Here is a 19,188-nt window from a genome sequence, read left to right as displayed (position 1 = left end):
CGCGACGAATTTCTGAATGGTGAGATATTTTACAGCTTGCGCGAGGCCCAAATCCTGATCGAACAATGGAGAAAGCACTACAACACCAAACGACCGCATAGTGCACTGGGCTACCGCCCTCCGGCTCTCGAAACCATCATCCAGATGGACCAAAGGCCGGTCATGCACTAACAATCAAATTGGACCACTTAGGTGGGGCTGATCAAAACGGCTCTTTCGCATTCGTTTGCTCCTTCAAAAGGTCGGGCAAACTCTACACTAGAACGAGGAAAGTTTCGCGGGGCAGGTCATGTTACAGCGTGAGATCATCAAGTTCGGGCCATAGATCGCTCGCAAATTTCGAAAGCGAGAGGGCCGTCCGGCGATATCTGCCATCTCAATGATGGTCGTCGTTAGAATCTCAGTCCGCAAGTATTGGCTTTTGCGTGCGGTCGATCAGCATGGCGTCGTTCTGGATGAAATCATCCAACCGAAACTTAACAAACGAGCCGCCAAAAGGGAGGTAGCGCCGGGACTGGGTCACTGGTAGCACAAGGGCCTCAACAACTGGGCTTAAAACAGCCATCGCCCAATACTAAAGCGAGAACGAACAATGCAAGGCCAACGGTCTGTCAGCGGGTTGCAAAGGTTTGGGGCCACCCATTCAGCCATACGGAATAGTTTCAGTGCCCCCGCATGCCGTCGCTCAGCACTAACAATCAGATATCAACGCCTCGAGGTATTTCACGCTTGGAATCCTACCACACGGGCCGTTTGAAGTCCGAAATCCAGGACCTCCATGCGGATTACCGTTAACTTGACAACATCTCCGCGAAAAATCTGCGATATTCAACCTGGAGTCGAACCATCCGGACGCTACGACAGCAGAAATCTGACAAAGCCGTAGCACTCGCCTACAGCAGCAAGCGCACTTTTTCCAACAAAGCAGCGTTCACTGCGACGCCTTCGGTCGCCGCAATTTCACGGCATTTTCTACGCCCATCACCGGGAAGTCGCGCACCGTCTTGATCATGGAAAGACGCGATCAACTCGGAGAGCTTCTCCTGAAAAGCGCCGCCCGACGTGGCAGATGGATCAACCGCGATGAAGAACTGACCGGTCTTAGGAGGCCCACCTGCGGCCCCAGAGAAGGGGCTGGCCACGGAACCGAGCGTCGCACCAGTCATCGCTGCCGCCATCAGTTCAACGGTCAGTGCGATGCCAACACCTTTGTAGCCGCCGGAAGGGACCATGGAGCCTTTAAGACCTGCCTCTGGATCTGTTGTGGGCTGTCCATCCGCATCTAGAACCCACCCTTCCGGCACGGGTTGGCCTTCACGCGCGTGTTTCATCACTTCGCTCTTGGCAATGGTGCTGGCGGATTGGTCAATCAACAATGCTGCATTTCCGTCAGCATCTGGCGCGGCGATGGAAAACGGGTTTGTGCCAACAACGGGTTTGGCGCCACCTGAAGGTGCAATGGACGCAGGCGCGTTGGTGAAGCCAATGCCCAGAAGCCCTGCTTGCGCCAACCGCTGTGTATGCACGCCGAGCACACCGCAGTTATAAGAGTTGTTCACTGCTAGCACAGCCACGCCCTGCTCTTTGGCCAAAGGGATCAGCTTTTCAAAGCCGAGATCAATGGCTGAATGGGCGAACCCCGTTGCCGCATCCACCGCGACAACTGCGGGACGTGGCTGGGTCACAATGGGCTTGGCTTTCCCGTCGACTTTTCCGCAATCAACGTGCTGAGCGTAGATTGGAATATAGGCCAAACCATGAGAGGCCACGCCATCCGCCTCTGTCATCGCTGTGGCGACAGCCAGTGGGCGCGCGTTTTCTTCGGACGTGCCAGCTTTCACCAAAGCGTCAAAGGCAAGTGCTTCAATCTCGGCAAGAGAGAGAGTTTCGGTTGCAGTCATCGTGGGTTCCCAATCTTCTGATATGTGATGCGCCCATTGGCGCAAACCGCAGGGGTTTAGTCGTTGTCACTCAGCCCGGATCCAGCGCCGCGCAGACGGCTTTCTTCTGTCGCAGGGGCAAAAGTGCGGTGGGCAAATGCGCTCAATCTGTCCCAGTCGTTGTCTGGAACGTCCGCGCGCAGCAAGGGCTCCCGCCGGCCTTCCATTTCCGCAGGCGCGGAGAACACCAGCTTGGCAACATGGTCCGCGTTCAATGCTTCTGGGCTGGCCTGAACGCAAAGCTGACGTCCATCGGTCGCCAAACGCGCGCCATCCCATTCCGCGGCAACCGGCACCCCAAGACGCAACGCAGCCCCGCCCATGAACGGCACCGCAAGCAAGGGAATGCTGACATTTTCCATTACAATGGTGCCGCGATCCAAAAGGCGCACAGCGCTGTCGCTCAGGGACGCCCCTGCAATCAAGGGGCTCATGCGGCGTGTCGGTGCATGCCAGATTTCCGCACTCAGCGATACAGGCGACACATCAATTGACGGAATGCGATCATTCATCTCCAGCAAGTCCGCCAACAACCCTGCCCCGGGAAAGCCAAATGCAGAAAGCCACCGCGTGCCTTTTGCGGCTTCTTCCGATAGTCCCCAAGACAAGCCCGCGCCACGTGCAGCCCGTTTGCTCATGGCTTCAATTTCGTTCAGGGAGTGCCTCATGCGGTTGCCTTTTCATGTTGCGGGAAAACCCAATAGTCCGCGTTTTCATTGGACAATTCATGCGGAAGCGGCGCGTTGCCATACATACAAATGCGCACCCACCGGTCGGATCGGGGATCAAACTTAGTAGCCCCGAAGAACGACAGCTTGCAGCGCAACATGTCAATCGGCAGCACGTGATCGGAAATTGTATTGTCTCTGATTTCTGCGTAAGGCGCGCGCCCGACTATCTGAACGCGCCGCAGCACATGGCGATGTTCTGGGTGACGCAAAAGGAAGTCTGCAACCTGCGCATCCTCTGACCAATGCGCCAGCGCCTGATACAGTTGTGCCGCGTCCCGTCCGGGCGCCAATGGTTGCTCATATTCCTCAATAGGCTCTTCAAAGCGTTCGCCCAAGCGCGGCTCGAGCTTTTCTTCGGATACATACCACGCCCGCGCCTTGCTCGCGGGGGCCGTCCAGTCGGTTTCAATCGCCCAGCCATAGATCTCGCGCAGTAGCGCTCTGAGATCCCCGATTTTCATAGCGCCTGCGATACGGAACGTGGCGGTGTTATCGGCGGCCATGCCTTCGGCGAACTCATCCACCAAAACGCCATAAGGCTCCAGTATCAGCGATGCGACCCATTCCTGACCTTCCAGCGAAAGGTGCTCTTCGGCCCATTCGTACAAAGTATTCCAAGGAGACGCGGCGTTCAAATCGGCGTCGGCCAGATAACCATCAACCTTTTCAACATCCTCACGCAGAGCGGCAAGTTTCTCTATTTGGATTGGATGCTCAGAGACCCAAGTCTCTGCAATTTTCTTATTTCGCTCAAAGACATCCCGAAACAGCGAGATGTCTTCTGCGGTTGCGGATTGCACACCACGCACCACTTGAACTGCGTTTTCACGCGCCGCGATCCAATTGTTGAACAGAACTGGATGGTTCAGCAGAAACGGCGCCATTCCGAGCCCCGTTGAGTTCCCGATGCCCATTGAGCGCGCAATATCAAGATCCAGCGCAACAGCCTCGGCGCCACTCTCTCTCGCACGCACGTCAGCCATATGCTGTACCAAATCCAGTACAAACCAGCGCGTCAGATAAACTGACAACATTTCGACCTGAAAAGGGGCACGAAACTCAGGGCGATCCGCGATCATTTCGCGATCTGCGGCCCCCAATTTGCCTGAACCATACACCGCTGTCGTCCGCATGAGGTATCCAACGGCGTCGATCTTTTCAACAGAAGGCTGATGCCCATTTGCGAGAGCATCGACAACATGTTCCCACAAGCGCACCGATCTGTTTGACCGCGACACAGACAGCTCCGTGTTAGTCACGCGCCCTGCTTCCTGCACCGGAATGTTGGCCGAAAGTCGCTCAATGTCTGAACCCGTCGGCACGCCATCAAAGAGGGTGTAGGTTGCATCCCATGCATCCGCAATCACCCGATCAGAACGTTTCTCAGGGGGGAGATCATGCGCAAACGCAATCAGTGAATATGATCTGTCAGGACCATGCGCGGTATAAACTGCATGGCCAACCCCATTGTCGTTGATTTCAAAAGCTGTCTTCTCAAACCGCCAGTTCTCTCGCGCCATGCGACGGGTTAGAACGCGCATAAAGGACAGTCGCGACTGGTGCATAGAACCAAGACGCGCAAGACGCATCACCACCTGTGGGGCACGTCGGGAAACCTCAGTCATTCGATATCCTCCTGATCTTTTGGCATCTGAGTGAAATTGACAAGATGCCTGACAGTCTTTGAATGGGGAGTGTTGGGCGCGTTTTGCGCCCAACAAAGGCCGTTTACTCAGCTTTGCCTTTGGCAAGCGTGATGCGCAACGCATCCCACAGCGACGGCAGCAGCAGCAACGACACCGGTACAGCAGTGACCACAATAAAGCTCTGCAGCTTAGATACACCGCCCGATCCAACAGAGATCAAGATCACTGCCATCACGCCCATTGCAATCCCCCAGAATACGCGCAGCGCAGCAGGTGGATTGTTTTCATTGCTCATGGTGGCAGAAATCACAAAGCTCATCGAGTCCCCTGTGGTGGCCACAAAGATCGTGGTCAGGATGAGGAACAGGATAGAGATCACAAACCCCATCGGCAGGTTATTGGTGATTGCCAATAGTGCGGCAGGCAGATTGAACCCCTCAAATGCGGAGGAAATCGAGCCTGTTGCTTCCAGCTCCATTGCGATGCCTGTGCCACCAATGATGGTGAACCAGAAGTTGGTCACGATGGGTGCAACGATGGAGAGCATTATGATGATCGAACGGATCGAACGACCGCGGGATACACGTGCGATGAACATTGCCATCAGCGGACCATAGCCCATGAACCAGCCCCAGAAGAACACAGTCCACCAACCAAGCCAGCCTGGCTCACCAAAGACCCCAGCGTCGCCACGATAAAGCGCCATCTGGAAAAAGTTCCCAACATAGGTGCCAAAACCGGAGAAGAACGAGCCAAAGATAAAGCCCGTTGGCCCAGCAATAAGCACAAACAGCAAAAGCGCAGCCGCCAGAAGAACATTGACCTTTGACAGGATCTGAATGCCCCGCGACAGGCCGGTCATGGCAGAAATCGTGTAAATTGCCACAAGGCCAGCGATCACAGTCGCCTGCAGCGCAAAGCCATCAGTCAGGCCAAAGAGATCTGCAAGACCGTAGCTGACCTGAAGCCCCAAGAAACCAATCGGCCCTACGGTGCCTGCCACAACAGCGATGATCGAAGAGGCATCTGCAATCAACCCAATCGGGCCATTGATCGCCTTATCACCAAACACCGGATACAGCAGCGTGCGTGGCGCAAGGGGGAGGCCTTTTTCATAGTGATAATGCATGAGCATCACTGTGGTGAGGGACCCCAGAATGGCCCATGCAAGAAACCCCCAGTGCATGAAGCTTTGGGCAATCGCCGGATTAACCGCTGCTTCGGTTGCGCCCTCTGCCCCATAGAGGGGAGGGGAATACAGGAAGTGGGCAATTGGCTCACCTGCCGCCCAGAACACACCACCACCAGCAAGCAGTGTACACATGATCATAGAGCCCCACTGGAACGTGGTGAACTCAGGCGTGGTGATGCCGCCCATGATCGCACGCCCTCCGGGCAGAACGCAAAGCACCAGACCAATCAGGAACGTTGCCAGCAGCAGCACCTGCCAATACAGACCAAAATACGTTGCTGAAACGTTGAAGCCCCAGTCAACAGTCGCAGACAGCGCCTGCAGATTTACGAGCGCAGCGATGCAAAAAATCGCGATAAACCCACCGGAAATCAGAAACAGCGGCTTGTTGATCCGCCCCTCTTTTGCTCCGGTTTCCAAAGTTGCGTCAGACATGACCCCTCCGTTGGTCGGGCCGACACCACATCATAGGTCCCGGCCGTTATTATTGAGTGTTGTATTCTCGGCTGGCGTTAAGCGCGCGGTGTGAAGTTCTCCGCAAAGAAGCGGTGCCAGTTGTTCCCCATGATCCCCGCAACTTCCTCGGCGTTGAGACCTGTGGCTCGCAGACCTTCTTCGATGTTGCCAAAGTGGCGATTGTCTTCAAACCAAGTTGGCATCGGAGGGAAGCCAGGCGCAGCAGCAGAGCCTTCGCCATAGTCGATTTCTTTCGTCCAGCGACCGACGCGCATCCATTCCACAATGCTGTCAGGCTGATCCTGGCAAAGGTCCGTGCCAATACCCAAATGCTCCGCCCCATAGGTTTCGGCAGTGCGGGCGATCATCTCGCAGAAGCTTTCCAGCGTACAATTTGATTTGTCTTTCAGATGATGCGGGTAGACTGAGAAGCCCAGCATACCACCGTTTTCCGTAACCGCGCGGATAACGTTGTCACGTTTGTTGCGCAGTGCAGGCGACCAATCATAGGGGTTGGCGTGGGTGATCGCGATCGGACGCTCAGAAATCTCCGCCGCTTCAATCGTGGATCGATCTGCCGAATGGCTCATGTCCACGACAAGACCAACGCGGTTCATCTCTTTGATAACCTGTTTGCCCATGCGCGTGATGCCAGAATCTTCAGCCTCATAACAGCCCGTCGCCAGAAGCGATTGGTTGTTATAGGTCAGCTGCATGAACCGCGCGCCGAGATCGTGCAGGATTTCGACCAATCCGATGTCATCTTCAATCGGGCTCGGGTTCTGGAAGCCAAAAAACACCGCTGTGCGACCGGTTTCACGGGCCTTGGCGATATCGCTGGCCCAGCGACCTTTCATAATCAAATCAGGGTATTGCTCGAACCAACGGTTCCATTTCTCAAAATTTAGAACCGTTTCACGAAAGTTCTCGTGATAAGAAATGGTCACATGGATGGCGTCGACTTGCCCTTCACGCAGCTGGCGAAAGATCTTTTCAGACCAATTGGCGTATTGCAGTCCGTCGATACGGAAATGGCTCATTGTGATCTCTCCCCCCGCTCGGTGCATTTGGCTTGCAAAGCGATGCGGCAACCGTTTCTATGTGATCAGCGCCCAAGCAGTGTTGTCTGCGAAATTTCGTCTCGGTCTCAGGGCGCATGCGCGCCTTGAGCGCTGCGCCCAAGCGGGCGCAGCTGCGTGCACACTCAGATCAAACAGGACCTGCGCTGATGTATGCGGTTTTAACGGTGGTATAGAACTCAGCCGCCGCTTTGCCCTGTTCGCGTGGGCCGTAGGAGCTGTCCCCGCGGCCACCAAATGGCACGTGATAGTCCGTTCCAGCGGTTGGCAGGTTCACGGTTACTACACCTGTGCGGGCGTTGCGGCGGAAGTGCGTCGCGCGTGCCAGAGATTTGGTGACGATGCCAGATGTCAGACCAAAGTTGGTGTCATTGACGACCGACAGGGCCTCGTCATAGCTGCCGACTTTGACAACGCTGGTCAACGGCGCAAACATCTCTTCACGGTTGATGCGCATGTCATTGGTGCTGTTCAGGAAAACACCTGGCGACATGTAGAAGCCCTGATGCGGCATCTCCAGACGCTGACCGCCACAGGCCAGTTCCGCACCTTCGGATTTTCCCAGATCCACGTAAGACAGGTTCTCTGTGAGCTGCTGTTCGCTGACGACCGGCCCCATCTGAGTACCTGCTTCCAACGCGTGGCCCACTTTCATCGCCTGCGTACCGGCCACAAGTTTTTCGACAAAAGCATCATGCACGGCAGCATGCACAACCAGACGCGAGGAGGCGGTACATTTCTGACCGGTGCCACCAAATGCGCCACCAAGTGCCAGCGTGACCGCGAGATCGAGATCCGCGTCATCCATCACTGCCAATGCGTTTTTGGAGCCCATTTCCATCTGAACTTTGGTCAAGTTCTGGATTGCAGCGGCGGCAATACCCTTGCCCACAGGCACAGAGCCCGTAAAGGAAATCGCATCCACCTTCGGGCTCTCCACCAGACGCTGACCGATCGACCGGCCGGAGCCCATTACGAGGCTGAACAATCCTTTGGGAATGTCCTGACGGTTGATGATTTCTGTCAGTGCCACAGCAGAGGCCGGCGTGATATTGGCGGGCTTCCACACAACAGCATTGCCATAGCAGAGCGCAGGCGCAATTTTCCAAGATGCCGTCGCCGTCGGGAAGTTCCATGGAGAGATGATAGCAACGGTACCCACCGCTTCTCGGCGTACGTCGATTTCAATGTCAGGGCGTACGGAGTCAGCATTCTCACCGATCTGGCGCAGACATTCTGCGGCATAGTAGGTGAAAAACTGACCTGCGCGGAACACTTCGCCCTTGCCTTCGGCCAGAGGCTTGCCCTCTTCCCGGCTCAACAGAGTGCCCAACTCTTCTGCGCGTGCCATAAGCTCGTTGCCAATCGCATTCAGAACAGCTTGCTTGCGCTCCAACCCATAGGCCGCCCACTCCCGCTGCGCGATGCGCGCTTGATCAAGGGTTGCCTCCAGCTGATCAGCGCTTGCCTGAGCAAACACTCCGACAAGATCGCTCAGATCAGACGGGTTGCGGTTTTCGATTTCGCCTTCGCCAGTCAGCCATTCGCCAGCGATCAGGTTCTTTTGGATGTCAGACATCGCCGAGTCACCTCATTAAGAAATTGTCGCCTCGGGGTATGGACTCTTTTCAACCAATCAATCAAACTAAAATTATTGAAGATAAATTCAACAAAACTGAAGCTCCTGATGACGCTCAAAATTGAAATGCTCCGCGGTTTTGTGGCCGTCGCTCGCAGCGGCAACCTCACCGACGCCGCACTCATCCTTAAGCGGACTCCCTCTGCGGTTTCCATGATGCTCAAACAGTTCGAAGCGCATCTTGGTGAGCCATTGTTTGAGACCGACCGGAAAAACAAACTCACGGCTCTGGGCGCGTTTGTGCTGGAGCAATCAGAGCAACAGCTGCAGCACTTCGACAATACTGTCAGAGCCATAGAAAGCTTTGCGGATGCCAGCATGGGGCATGTGCGCATCGCAACTGTTCCCTCGGTCGCAGGAACGATCATGCCACGTGTTTTTTCCGGCAACATAAAGGCTTACGAAAGCGTCCGCATTGATTTGCGCGATATGGATTCAAAATCTGTGCTGCATGAGCTCACGCGCGGCCGCATCGATATTGGCATCGCCACGCTCAGCACCCATGACACTGGGTTGCACAGCCAACCTCTAATGACCGACTGGTTTGGCGTTATGCTGCCCCCTGAGCACCCTCTAGCTTTGACGCCTGCCCCAATCGAATGGGACGCGTTGGCGCAAGAGCATCTGATCGCCAATAGCTTGTCCGAAGGCATACTTGGGGCCGAAGTGGAGGCGTTGCATTCAAGATCACGCTTCTCTGCACACAACCTTACATCAATCTTGGGGCTCGTGCGCGCGGGAATTGGCATTACAATCCTTCCAGAAATGGCAGCCAGCTCTGCAGGCCATACAGATCTGGTTTTTCGCCCTATCGCGGATGAGAAAGCAAAGCGCCATATACATCTGCTCCGCCGTGCCGATTCGGCAATGAGCCCCGCAGCACAAAGGCTCGAAGCCGATATTTTGGAAACGGTCGACAGCCTCAAGAAGGAACAACAAAAATGAGCCCGCAACCCGAATGCACCACGCTGGGCATTTTGATCTTCCCAGGCTTTCCTATGGCTTGCCTCACGTCTTGTATCGAACCATTGCGTGCAGCCAATGAAATCTCCGGCCAAACCGCTTTTGACTGGGTAGTGATCTCCGAAAGCACGGCCCCTATTCAGTCATCCGCGGGAGTGACATTTGCACCCGATCTCGCTCTGTCAGAGGTAGAAAAACTAGATCACCTTCTGTTTGCCTCAAGCCCCAACAGCGCTTTTGACGCCCCATCTAAGGCAAACGCCGCGCTTCAACGCCTGATCCGCAACAAGACCAGAATCGGCGCCATCAGCGGCGGCGTGTTCCCTCTGGCACGCACCAATCTGACTAGGGACACGCCACTGTCAGTACATTGGTGTTATGAAGCCGCGTTCCAGTCAGAATTTCCACACATCCCAATCAATGGATCTGTGATCTGCAAAGAAGCCTCCATAACGACGATTTCAGGCGCCTCAGCCGTCTTTGACCACATGCTTGAGCTGATCGAGGAAAGGCTGGGCGGCGACATCATGGCGGAGGTGGCCTGCTGGTTTCAGCACCCCTTCATCCGCAGCGAGAATGTAACTCAGAAAGTCCCTGCAATTTCCACGCCGCAAAGCGAAGATCTGCTGCCCAGTCAAATTGCCAAAGCGATTGCGCATTTTGCTGAACACATTGAAAATCCAATCCAGATCAGCGAAGTCGCGGCCTCCGTAGGCCTATCGGCGCGTTCATTGGAGCGTAGCTTCAAAAATGCGACAGGCCAGAGCCCCCTCGTTTACTACCGGCGCATGCGCATGAAGCAGGCGCGCCAACTCGTGCTTTACACCAATGTCTCGATCGCTGAAGTGGCGTATATGGTGGGCTACGCCACACCAGGCACCTTTATTCGCTACTATCGTGAAACCTATGGGGCGACTCCTGTCAGTGACCGGCGCGCAAAGAACTCCATGCGCGTTGGCAGTGATGACGCCTTGCCATCAGGCTAAGTCCTTAGAGTTTAATCATGACACATGGGCGCTTTCGGCAGAAAGCGCCCCATATGCTAGTTTAGGCATCGCTACGAGATGGATTTGGCGGCAGAAATCAACCCGTGATGCAAAGAGGCTGCGGAAGAACGCGGTCCAAACACGGCGACGTGCGTTTCACTGAGACGCCACAAAAACACGCCAACATGTTCAACAGTGGTGCGGCGCACAGAGCTCGGCCCCATTGTGCGAATCGGCGCGTTGCTGAGCCGCTCAAACAAGTCCTCAAGCGTGTCACCAATCACGTCAAAACGGCACCAACCATCCGTTTGCTCCACAACAGATGCTGCATCACCCAACACTGCCTTGAGTTCAAAGGCCAGAAGTTCATGAGTGTCATGTAGCGCTGTAATCATCCACTGTTCGGGCGCAGACCAAAAAGCTGCTAGAGGTGCAGCGTCTGCCGAGCGCCCCACATCAGGCAACGACAGACCAAGTTTTCCTGCCAGCAGGTCACGCACAGCGGCCTCCTGTCCGGCGCGTGCTGCAACGGATGCAAGTGCGCTATCAACACCTTCCGAGATGGTCAGCGTACCAATCGTGTCGATACGCGGCGTGTCACTGCCCAGCGGAGTGATTGCTTTGAGTTTATGCACGAAGTTTCTCCCCTTCAGGGTCCACAAAATGGGCGCTGACGATCTCGACCAGGGTGTCCTGACCTTCCAGCGGATTCACAAGACGCAGCTTTTCACCTTTGCGATCAAAACCGCCCTTAACGAAAGCCAAGCCAATGGAGCTTTCAAGGATCGGCGAGTAGACAGCAGAGGTGACATAGCCCTGATCATGTGCTGCATCGACTGGCCCCGTCGCATTCATCAGATGCGCCCCCGCAGGCACTGGATCTGCCGCATTCACTGGTTTCACGCCAACCAGTGCCAGCGCGTCTTTGGTGTTCATCCCCTCGCGACGACTGAGCACATTGCCGATGCAGTCTTTCTTGGTGCTGACCATGCGCCCAAGCCCGAGGTTCAGCGCCGTGGTGGTGCCGTTGAGCTCATTGCCAGCAGCATGACCTTTTTCAACTCGCATAACGCCAAGCGCTTCGGTGCCATAAGGAACAACATCAAACTCCTCGCCCGCCTCCATCAGCGCACGCATCATGGCGTCGCCATAACGGGTCGGCACCGCGATTTCATAGGCCAGTTCCCCAGAGAACGAGATCCTGAACAGCCGCGCACGCAAACCACCACAAACGGTGATTTCGCCGCAGGCCATGAAGGGAAAGGCCTCGTTGGAGATGTCAAATTCAGGATCGACAATTTTCTGAAGCAGCTTTCGGCTGTTGGGCCCTGCCACAGCATATTGCGCCCAGGCCTCGGTGGTCGAGATCAGCTGCACATCCATCTCCGGGCACAGACACTGGCGCACGAATTCCATGTTGCGATAGGCCAGCACCGCATTGGCGGTAGTCGTTGTCACCACAAAATGATCCTCCGCCAGACGCGCAGCGGTGCCATCGTCATAAGCCACGCCATCTTCGCGTAGCATCAGGCCATAGCGGGTCTTGCCCACTGCCAGCTTGGCAAACCCATTGGCGTAGATCTTGTTCAAGAAGGCAGCAGCATCCGTGCCCTGCACATCAATCTTGCCCAATGTGGTCACATCACACACGCCGACAGAATTACGGGTCTGCAGCACCTCGCGGTCAACGGACTGACGCCAGTGGGTTTCGCCCTTGCGCGGGAACCACTGCGCCCGCAGCCAATTGCCAGCTTCGACAAGCACGGCCCCTTGCTCTTCTGCCCATTTGTGGCTGGGTGTCAGGCGGGTGGGATGAAAATCCTTGCCAACGGCACGGCCCCCAAAGGCGCCCATCGCAACCGGTGTGTAGGGCGGGCGGAAAATCGTGGTACCTGTTTCTGGGATCGACTTGCCAGTCAGTTCCGCCATCACCGCAAGCGCTCCGAGGTTGGAGGTTTTGCCCTGATCGGTGGCCATGCCCAAGGTGGTGTAGCGCTTCAGATGCTCCACCGAGGTGAAGTTTTCCTGATGTGCCAGTTTCACGTCTTTGACGGTAACGTCGTTCTGATAATCCAGCCATGCGCGTTTTGCGCCTTTGACATGCCAAAATGGTGTGATCGCAACCGGAGCGTCTGTTGCCGCTGGCAGCTCCGCGGCGGCGGCTGTGATCCCCAGATCTGAAAGCGCCGTCACCGCAGCCGCAGCCCCGCCTTTCAGCGCAGCTTCAGTTGTAAACTCACCTTTTGCAGCGCCAGCTACGATCTGGCCAACAGGCAGCCCCTCACCCGGTACAAACGCATGAATATCCGCATTCCAGACCGGGCGCCCACGCTGATGGCAGGTCAGACCCAGATTTGGGTTCCAGCCGCCCGACATGGCCACTGCGCCACAAGCAATATCGCGGGTCTGGCCATTGGCTGTGCGCACGCGTACCGAGGTCAGACCCAGACGGCCAGAGCTGTCCACGATTTCCGCTCCTTTGAGCACTTCTGTGCCAGCCACATCGGGCGCATCCGGGCGTGTATCAACGATCGAAGGCACAGCAACACCGCGTGCCATAAGTTCGCGTGCGGTCTGATGCGCATCGTCATTGTTCGCAAAAACCACAACAGACTGCGCCGGTGTCGCCGCCCAGCGGTTGGCATAGGCTCGCACAGCGCCCGCCAGCATCACGCCGGGACGGTCGTTGTTTTCAAACGCAATCGGGCGCTCAATCGCCCCTGTGGCAATGACGGCACGTTTGGAATAGATCCGCCACAGCGTCTGGCGCGGCTTATCCGCTGCCGGGGCGATCAGATGATCGGCGTTGCGCTCTACAGCACCGTAAATGCCGTGGTCATAGGCCCCAAACACGGTGGTGCGCGGCATCACCCGCACATTGCCCATCGACGCAAGCTCTGCCAGCGTCTGTGCCACCCAAGCCTCACCTGCCATCTCAGCCAGAGCACCGGTTTCCGCGATCAGGCGCCCCCCCATACGGAAATCTTCGTCTGCCACGATGACCTGCGCGCCTGCGCGCCCGGCGGTCAGTGCCGCCGCCAGCCCGGCGGGGCCTGCGCCGATGATGAGCAGATCACAATGCAGAAAGCCTTTGTCGTAACAATCCGGATCATCTTCGCCGGTCAGACTGCCAAGACCCGCCGCCTTGCGGATGATCGGCTCATAGAGTTTCTCCCAGAAAGCCTTCGGCCACATGAAGGTTTTGTAGTAGAAACCTGCGGTCAGGAAATTTGAGAAGCGGTCGTTGATCGCCATGAAATCACGCTCAAGCGAGGGCCAGCGGTTTTGTGAATTCGCGCTGAAGCCATCATAAAGCTCGGCCACTGTCGCACGCGTGTTTGGCTCTTGACGGCCACCGCTGCGCACCTCAACCAATGCATTGGGCTCTTCGCTGCCTGCCGTCAGCGTCCCGCGGGGACGATGATATTTAAATGACCGCCCCATCAGGCGCACGCCGTTGGCCAGCAAAGCGGAGGCAAGCGTATCGCCTTCAAACCCCTGATAGGTGTTGCCGTCAAATTTGAAATTCAGGGCGGCGTCACGATTGATCAGCCCACCACTCAGACGATTGTTTTGCGCCATTAGTCTGCCTTCCCTGCCGCTTTGGCCACATCACGTGCCAATTCGACTTTCAGAATTTCATGGGTGACCGTGTTGCGTGTCACCACCAACCAGGACCGGTCGCCCTGTTCGTGAAACCACAGCTCGCGATGTTCACCCGCAGGGTTGTCACGCAGGTACAGATAGTCGTGAAACGCCTGCGCCGCATTTTCCGCCTGCCAATCAGGACGATTGATCAGTGAGGCATCGCCAAGATAGGTAAATTCCTGTGCATCGCGCAGGCCCAACAAGGGGTGATCGATCAGCATTCGGCGTCCTCCGATCCTTTGTGGATGATATTGATATCCCGGACGCGCTGCATCCATTTGGCGCGTAAGTCTTCGCTGGTTACGCCAATATCATAGGCCGGTGTGGCGAGCGGTTTGCAGGCGGTCACATTGATGACGACAAAGCCAGAAAACTCAGGCTCCAGCTCAGGCCAGCGCGTGGTGTAAGGTGGCCGCAACGAAGGGTAGCGGGCATCTTCGCGAGCGACGAAGCTTGCCTCCCCTTGGATGAGCACCCCCCGGCGGGTCAAAATGTCGATGAAATTGACCTCTAGCTGAGGGCGCACCTTGATGTTGGCTAAAGTGTTTGGCGAACGGATCTCGGCGAAACTGATCGTGGTGTCATCATGGATTACAAATGACCCCTTGGGCGAAACGTTTGGATTGCCCTCAGCATCTGCAGTGGCCACAAAGCCAAGATGCCAATTTTCGATCAGGTCGCGGGCGAACTTGTTGATCATGGCCGTATCCTTAGTGCAGGTTTGGTTGGGCGCCCTGCCCTTTTTCGTCGATCATATGTCCAGTCAGGAACCGGTCCAGACGATAGGCAGTTGCTGTTTCATGAGGGCGATCAGTTTTGAGAAGGTGCGCAAAGCAATAACCTGCTGCTGGCGTCGCTTTAAAGCCGCCGTAGCACCAGCCCCCATTGAAATAGAGGCCCTCAATATGGGTTTTGTCGATGAAGGGCGAGCCATCCATGGACATATCCATGATACCGCCCCAGCTGCGTAGCAGCCGCGCCCGACCCAGCGCCGGAATGAGCGACATGCCGCTTTCGACCACATCCTCCACCACGGGCAGATTGCCGCGTTGGGCGTAAGAATTATACATGTCGATGTCACCACCAAACACTAGACCGCCTTTGTCAGACTGGCTGCAATAAAAATGGCCTGCACCGTAGGTGATGACGCCCGGGATGAAGGGCTTCAGCCCTTCGGACACAAACGCCTGCAACACGTGGCTTTCGATTGGCAGGCGCATGCCCGCCTTTTCCATCACGCGGCTGGAGCTGCCGGCGACAGAGACACCAACCTTTTTGGCACCGATATAGCCGCGCGTTGTTTCCACCCCGAGCACTTTGCCGTTTTCGATGCGGAAGCCCGTGACCTCACAATTCTGGATGATATCCACGCCGCGCATATCTGCGCCGCGGGCATAACCCCATGCCACTGCATCATGGCGTACAGTCCCGCCCCGGCGGTGCAGCAAACCGCCTTTGATTGGGAAACGCGCATCATTGAAATTCAGGAAAGGGTACATGTCACGCACCGCGTCAGTGTCCAGCAACTCGGCATCTGATCCGTTCAGGATCATCGCGTTGCCGCGACGCCGGGCGGCATCACGCTGCGCATCTGTATGCACCAGATTCAAAATACCGCGCTGGCTGACCATCGCGTTATAATTGAAGTCCTGCTCAAGGTTTTCCCAAAGCTTCAGCGAAAACTCATAAAACGGCTCATTGCCATCAAGCAGATAGTTTGAGCGAATGATCGTGGTGTTCCGTCCAACATTGCCACCACCAATCCAACCTTTTTCAAGCACAGCAATGCGCGCACCGCCGAATTCCTTGGCAAGATAATATGCTGTTGCAAGACCATGGCCACCACCACCTACGATCACATAGTCGTAGGCATCAGCGGGCTCAGGGTCACGCCAGTGCGCGCCCCAGCCTTTGTGGCCAGTCAAAGCCTCTTTAAAAAGTCGCAGCGCCGAGAATCGCATAAAAGCTCCTATTGGTTGCCGTCACTTCTCTAAGCGCTTTTCCCTACTGCTTCGGCCTCGATTTCGGACAGAAATACTTTCAGATCCGACAGAGATGGCGCGCATGCGCCGCAAATGCACCAGATCATCGTGGCATTCAAACGTGTTGGATTCTCAACTCCAAAATTCAGAAACACTGAAATTAGCATTGATAAATTCAGATCAGCTTACTAAGCGTCTGCATCAAAAATCCGATTGAAACATGCAAGTCAGCCCTAACAAGGTAACAAAAACATGATCGTACGCCCTCAACCATCGGCGATGCAGCTGTTCTTTGTACTGCGCGGATCTATTCTCAGCAAAATCTACGGCAAGATCTTATTGTTCGCAGTTTGGGCGTCAGCAATTGATCTCCTATCTTATCAAACCGATCTTTTGCCAAAGCCATCGATTTCTTCAATGAGCGTCTTTGGCGTCGCGCTCACATTGTTTTTGGCGTTTCGAAACACCGTGGTCTTTGATCGATGGTGGGAAGCCCGAAAACTCTGGGGCGGCATCGTCGCGAGCGTGCGCGCAGCGTCTCAGGAGAGCCTGATCCATCTCAACTCTGACCAAGATAGGCAGCGTTTTTTGCTCCCAGTGGCGCGCTTCTTTCACGCGCACCGCGCCAATCTGCGCGGAGAGGCTGAAGATACCTTTCCAGAATACGCAAACCTCGTAAACGACGATGCCGCAACGTCGACCAATCCAGCAGCCTACTGGTTAAATACGGCTGCGCGGAACCTCAACATGCTCAGCGCAGAGGGAAACATCGATCCTATGGGGCGCCTCTCGCTTTCAAATCGGTTGTCCGACTTGGCGGCACAGCAAGCTGGAAATGAACGGATTAAAACGACACCTGTACCCTTTGTATATTCTCTCTTGGTACGGCGCACGACCTATGTGTATTGCGCGTTTCTGCCATTCGCCCTCGCAGACTCCGGAGGCGTTTTTGCCCCTGCCATCATGGCTGTCGTAGCCTATGTGTTTTTTGGCCTTCAAGCCGTGACACGCGAATTAGAAGACCCATTTACCTCTCCAGACAATGGCTTGCCTTTGAACGCCATCTGCCGCGTGTGCGACAACACCATTTTGGAAACATTTGGTTTGCCGACGCTTCCAGCAAGCGAACCTGCCGACTACATATTGACTTAAACGGTGTTGTCACGTTATCTGCCTTTCGGTTGCTGGTGTTTGGATTTGGGCATAGGTGACATCGATGATTTCATCATCGATCAGCTACAAGCGTCACCGATTTCCTCCTCAAATCATCGCCCCAGCCGTGTGGTTGTATGCCAGTTTCAATCTAAGCCTACGCGAAGTTGACGAGATGCAGCTGCAGTGTGGGATCGACGTGTCGTACGAGACTGCCCGGCGCTGGGTCATCAAGTTCGGGCCACAGATCGTTCGCAAATTGCGACAGCGACAGGATCGCCCCGGTGATATCTGGCATCTCGATGATGGTTGTCGTGAGAATTTCTGGCCGCAAGTATTGGCTTTGGCGCGCGGTCGATCAGCATGGCGTCGTTCTGGATGAAATCATCCAATCGAAACGCAACAAACGAGCCGCCAAACGGCTATTGCGCAGCCTGATAACGCGTCTTGGTTTTATTCCCAAACGGATCATCACAGACAAGCTGCGCTCATATGGTGCTGCCAAACGGGAGATCGCGCCGGGCCTGAAACACTGGTCGCACAAGGGCGACAACAAACGGGCTGGAAACAGTCACCTCCCATTCCGAAAGCGAGAACGTACAATTCAAGGCTATCGGTCTGTCGGCGGGTTGCAAAGGTTTGTGGCCACCCATTCAGCCATTCGCAATCGTTTCAGTGTCCCCGCGTGCCGTCGCTCAGCACCAACACCGCCTCGAGGCATTTGACGCCTAGAATACTGCCACAAAGGCCGCTTGAAATCTGAAAGCCAGGATCCCTATCTGGATCACGGATTAACGTGACAACACCTGAAGAATTCATGAGCATCGCGGAAGTCTGTCGCAAGACTGGGGTTGCGGAGGCCACGTTTTATAACTGACGCAAGAAGTATGGAGGGCTGATGCCTTCCGAGATGAAACGTCTCAAGATGGTGGATGAAGAGAATAGGGTTCGCCGCGTTTGATGATCCCATGCACAGTGCAGGCCGTCTTTGCGGCGATTGCGGTATACGCCTTGCGGCGCAAGTGGGTGTTGTGGCGATCTTTGGAAATGTAGCGTACGGACTTATCCCGAAAGCTGTTGGTGCGCTGATTGATCGCGACTTGGCCAGCCATCCAAAGTGTGCGTCGTAGCCGGGCATTGCCATACTTGGACAGCTTGGTCTGGCCCCGGAATGTGCCGGACTGGTTCGTTGCAAGGTCCATGCCGCAGAACTTCAAGAATTGCCGGTGATGCTGAAAGCGGTGCCGATCGCCGACCTCTGCCAGGATGGTTAGCGCATTGATCGACCCAATCCCTGGGATAGATGTCAGCAACTGATAGTCGCCGTTGGTCTTGAGCAGTTCAATGGCGTGATCCTCGATCTCGTTACGCTGAGCAATCAGACTGCGCCCTTCGCCCGAGACCAACCGAAACATCCTCATGGCATCTGAATCTAGCACAATGGGCAAACCCACGGAAGCTTTGGCGGTCGGACAATTATCTGCAAGCAACCGTTATTTCGAAACTTTGCGGCCGGCAACTTCCCAAGCATCAGCAATGAACGCCTCTTGGTCCATGGCAGAAATAAAATGTGGTGAAGGATAGCGTTCGAGGAAGGCGAAGAACCAATCGCTGCGTGAGCTGCGATGAAAACGTTCAGCCTCGGGCGGCTTTGTCAGGTTGTTGCCCCCCGGGCTCAGCTTGGCGTGAACGTTGCCACTCAGGGGGCCAATTGCGTTGCATAGCCAGCCCACAACTCGAAAGCATCGTTTCGCGCGTGGCGGTATGATTTGGC

General features: G+C 55.6%; 16 protein-coding genes and 3 pseudogenes. 6 read left to right on the top strand and 13 right to left on the bottom strand.

Translation table 11 applies throughout. The features are described from left to right. Positions 1–171: integrase core domain-containing protein (locus J7412_RS21420; protein WP_209081801.1), on the top strand; the 171-nt coding region annotated here is incomplete at its 5' end. Between the two features lie 229 nt (positions 172–400). On the opposite strand, the gene J7412_RS21415 is transcribed toward J7412_RS21420, so the two are convergent. The 7 genes from J7412_RS21415 to J7412_RS21385 form a co-directional block, all read right to left on the bottom strand. Then, positions 401–565 (bottom strand): hypothetical protein, encoded by a 165-nt coding sequence (locus J7412_RS21415; protein ID WP_209081799.1) that lies wholly within the window; start codon positions 563–565, stop codon positions 401–403. A 328-nt stretch (positions 566–893) separates the two neighbouring features. Next, complete coding sequence (locus J7412_RS21410; protein WP_209081797.1) at positions 894–1,901, bottom strand: Ldh family oxidoreductase; 1,008 nt, start codon at positions 1,899–1,901, stop codon at positions 894–896. 56 nt (positions 1,902–1,957) lie between these two features. Continuing rightward, positions 1,958–2,608, bottom strand: coding sequence for a DUF3726 domain-containing protein (locus tag J7412_RS21405; protein ID WP_209081795.1), 651 nt, complete (start codon positions 2,606–2,608; stop codon positions 1,958–1,960). Then, positions 2,605–4,296: a hypothetical protein gene (locus J7412_RS21400; RefSeq protein ID WP_209081793.1), complete on the bottom strand. Its 1,692-nt coding sequence runs from the start codon at positions 4,294–4,296 to the stop codon at positions 2,605–2,607. The genes J7412_RS21405 and J7412_RS21400 overlap by 4 nt, the downstream gene beginning before the upstream one ends. Before the next feature lie 103 nt (positions 4,297–4,399). Continuing rightward, complete coding sequence (locus tag J7412_RS21395; protein WP_209081791.1) at positions 4,400–5,944, bottom strand: BCCT family transporter; 1,545 nt, start codon at positions 5,942–5,944, stop codon at positions 4,400–4,402. Positions 5,945–6,021: 77 nt separating this feature from the next. Further along, positions 6,022–7,005, bottom strand: coding sequence for a membrane dipeptidase (locus J7412_RS21390; RefSeq protein ID WP_209081789.1), 984 nt, complete (start codon positions 7,003–7,005; stop codon positions 6,022–6,024). Between the two features lie 169 nt (positions 7,006–7,174). Further along, on the bottom strand, positions 7,175–8,623 hold the full coding sequence (locus J7412_RS21385) for an aldehyde dehydrogenase family protein (protein WP_209081787.1): 1,449 nt from the start codon (positions 8,621–8,623) through the stop codon (positions 7,175–7,177). A gap of 108 nt (positions 8,624–8,731) precedes the next feature. On the opposite strand from J7412_RS21385, the gene J7412_RS21380 reads away from it, so the two are divergent. Both J7412_RS21380 and J7412_RS21375 read left to right on the top strand, forming a co-directional pair. Further along, entirely contained in the window at positions 8,732–9,628 is an 897-nt protein-coding gene (locus J7412_RS21380; protein ID WP_209081785.1) for a LysR substrate-binding domain-containing protein, read from the top strand. Then, a complete protein-coding gene (locus tag J7412_RS21375; RefSeq protein ID WP_209081783.1) occupies positions 9,625–10,632 on the top strand; it encodes a helix-turn-helix domain-containing protein in 1,008 nt (335 codons plus the stop codon). The genes J7412_RS21380 and J7412_RS21375 overlap by 4 nt, the downstream gene beginning before the upstream one ends. A 71-nt stretch (positions 10,633–10,703) precedes the next feature. Here J7412_RS21375 and J7412_RS21370 read toward each other — a convergent pair whose 3' ends face one another. Genes J7412_RS21370 through J7412_RS21350 form a run of 5 tightly spaced genes read right to left on the bottom strand, consistent with a single transcriptional unit; the run spans position 10,704 to position 16,241 of the window. After that, on the bottom strand, positions 10,704–11,267 hold the full coding sequence (locus tag J7412_RS21370) for a sarcosine oxidase subunit gamma (protein ID WP_209081781.1): 564 nt from the start codon (positions 11,265–11,267) through the stop codon (positions 10,704–10,706). Further along, on the bottom strand, positions 11,260–14,214 hold the full coding sequence (locus J7412_RS21365) for a sarcosine oxidase subunit alpha family protein (protein ID WP_209081778.1): 2,955 nt from the start codon (positions 14,212–14,214) through the stop codon (positions 11,260–11,262). Before J7412_RS21365 ends, J7412_RS21370 begins: the two co-directional genes overlap by 8 nt. Further along, a complete protein-coding gene (locus tag J7412_RS21360; RefSeq protein ID WP_209081776.1) occupies positions 14,214–14,501 on the bottom strand; it encodes a sarcosine oxidase subunit delta in 288 nt (95 codons plus the stop codon). The genes J7412_RS21365 and J7412_RS21360 overlap by 1 nt, the downstream gene beginning before the upstream one ends. After that, a complete protein-coding gene (locus tag J7412_RS21355) occupies positions 14,495–14,980 on the bottom strand; it encodes a pyridoxamine 5'-phosphate oxidase family protein (RefSeq protein ID WP_209081775.1) in 486 nt (161 codons plus the stop codon). Before J7412_RS21355 ends, J7412_RS21360 begins: the two co-directional genes overlap by 7 nt. A 10-nt stretch (positions 14,981–14,990) precedes the next feature. Next, positions 14,991–16,241 (bottom strand): sarcosine oxidase subunit beta family protein, encoded by a 1,251-nt coding sequence (locus J7412_RS21350; RefSeq protein ID WP_209081773.1) that lies wholly within the window; start codon positions 16,239–16,241, stop codon positions 14,991–14,993. Positions 16,242–16,514: 273 nt separating this feature from the next. On the opposite strand from J7412_RS21350, the gene J7412_RS21345 reads away from it, so the two are divergent. The 3 genes and pseudogenes from J7412_RS21345 to J7412_RS21965 form a co-directional block, all read left to right on the top strand. Then, the gene (locus J7412_RS21345) at positions 16,515–17,414 is read left to right on the top strand and encodes a bestrophin family ion channel (protein WP_209081771.1); all 900 of its coding nucleotides are present in this window, start codon (positions 16,515–16,517) and stop codon (positions 17,412–17,414) included. Between the two features lie 100 nt (positions 17,415–17,514). Further along, positions 17,515–18,088 (top strand): annotated as a pseudogene (locus J7412_RS21340) (IS6 family transposase); the annotation flags it as partial. Between the two features lie 149 nt (positions 18,089–18,237). After that, positions 18,238–18,357 (top strand): annotated as a pseudogene (locus J7412_RS21965) (transposase); the annotation flags it as partial. Here J7412_RS21965 and J7412_RS21335 read toward each other — a convergent pair. Beyond that, positions 18,335–19,060: pseudogene (locus J7412_RS21335) on the bottom strand (transposase); the annotation flags it as partial. The pseudogenes J7412_RS21965 and J7412_RS21335 sit on opposite strands and share 23 nt — an antisense overlap. Positions 19,061–19,188 lie beyond the last annotated feature (128 nt).

Source organism: Shimia sp. R9_3 (genome assembly GCF_017743755.1).
GTDB lineage: Bacteria > Pseudomonadota > Alphaproteobacteria > Rhodobacterales > Rhodobacteraceae > Shimia.
Note: the sequence above shows the minus strand (reverse complement) of the source record. Positions and strands in the feature narration are given on the sequence as shown.

What these genes read in the sequence shown, in the direction of transcription:
- J7412_RS21415 (WP_209081799.1), bottom strand. Translation starts at nt 565, where the DNA reads ATGGCTGTTTTAAGCCCAGTTGTTGAGGCCCTTGTGCTACCAGTGACC.
- J7412_RS21410 (WP_209081797.1), bottom strand. Translation starts at nt 1,901, where the DNA reads ATGACTGCAACCGAAACTCTCTCTCTTGCCGAGATTGAAGCACTTGCC.
- J7412_RS21405 (WP_209081795.1), bottom strand. Translation starts at nt 2,608, where the DNA reads ATGAGGCACTCCCTGAACGAAATTGAAGCCATGAGCAAACGGGCTGCA.
- J7412_RS21400 (WP_209081793.1), bottom strand. Translation starts at nt 4,296, where the DNA reads ATGACTGAGGTTTCCCGACGTGCCCCACAGGTGGTGATGCGTCTTGCG.
- J7412_RS21395 (WP_209081791.1), bottom strand. Translation starts at nt 5,944, where the DNA reads ATGTCTGACGCAACTTTGGAAACCGGAGCAAAAGAGGGGCGGATCAAC.
- J7412_RS21390 (WP_209081789.1), bottom strand. Translation starts at nt 7,005, where the DNA reads ATGAGCCATTTCCGTATCGACGGACTGCAATACGCCAATTGGTCTGAA.
- J7412_RS21385 (WP_209081787.1), bottom strand. Translation starts at nt 8,623, where the DNA reads ATGTCTGACATCCAAAAGAACCTGATCGCTGGCGAATGGCTGACTGGC.
- J7412_RS21380 (WP_209081785.1), top strand. Translation starts at nt 8,732, where the DNA reads ATGACGCTCAAAATTGAAATGCTCCGCGGTTTTGTGGCCGTCGCTCGC.
- J7412_RS21375 (WP_209081783.1), top strand. Translation starts at nt 9,625, where the DNA reads ATGAGCCCGCAACCCGAATGCACCACGCTGGGCATTTTGATCTTCCCA.
- J7412_RS21365 (WP_209081778.1), bottom strand. Translation starts at nt 14,214, where the DNA reads ATGGCGCAAAACAATCGTCTGAGTGGTGGGCTGATCAATCGTGACGCC.
- J7412_RS21360 (WP_209081776.1), bottom strand. Translation starts at nt 14,501, where the DNA reads ATGCTGATCGATCACCCCTTGTTGGGCCTGCGCGATGCACAGGAATTT.
- J7412_RS21355 (WP_209081775.1), bottom strand. Translation starts at nt 14,980, where the DNA reads ATGATCAACAAGTTCGCCCGCGACCTGATCGAAAATTGGCATCTTGGC.
- J7412_RS21350 (WP_209081773.1), bottom strand. Translation starts at nt 16,241, where the DNA reads ATGCGATTCTCGGCGCTGCGACTTTTTAAAGAGGCTTTGACTGGCCAC.
- J7412_RS21345 (WP_209081771.1), top strand. Translation starts at nt 16,515, where the DNA reads ATGATCGTACGCCCTCAACCATCGGCGATGCAGCTGTTCTTTGTACTG.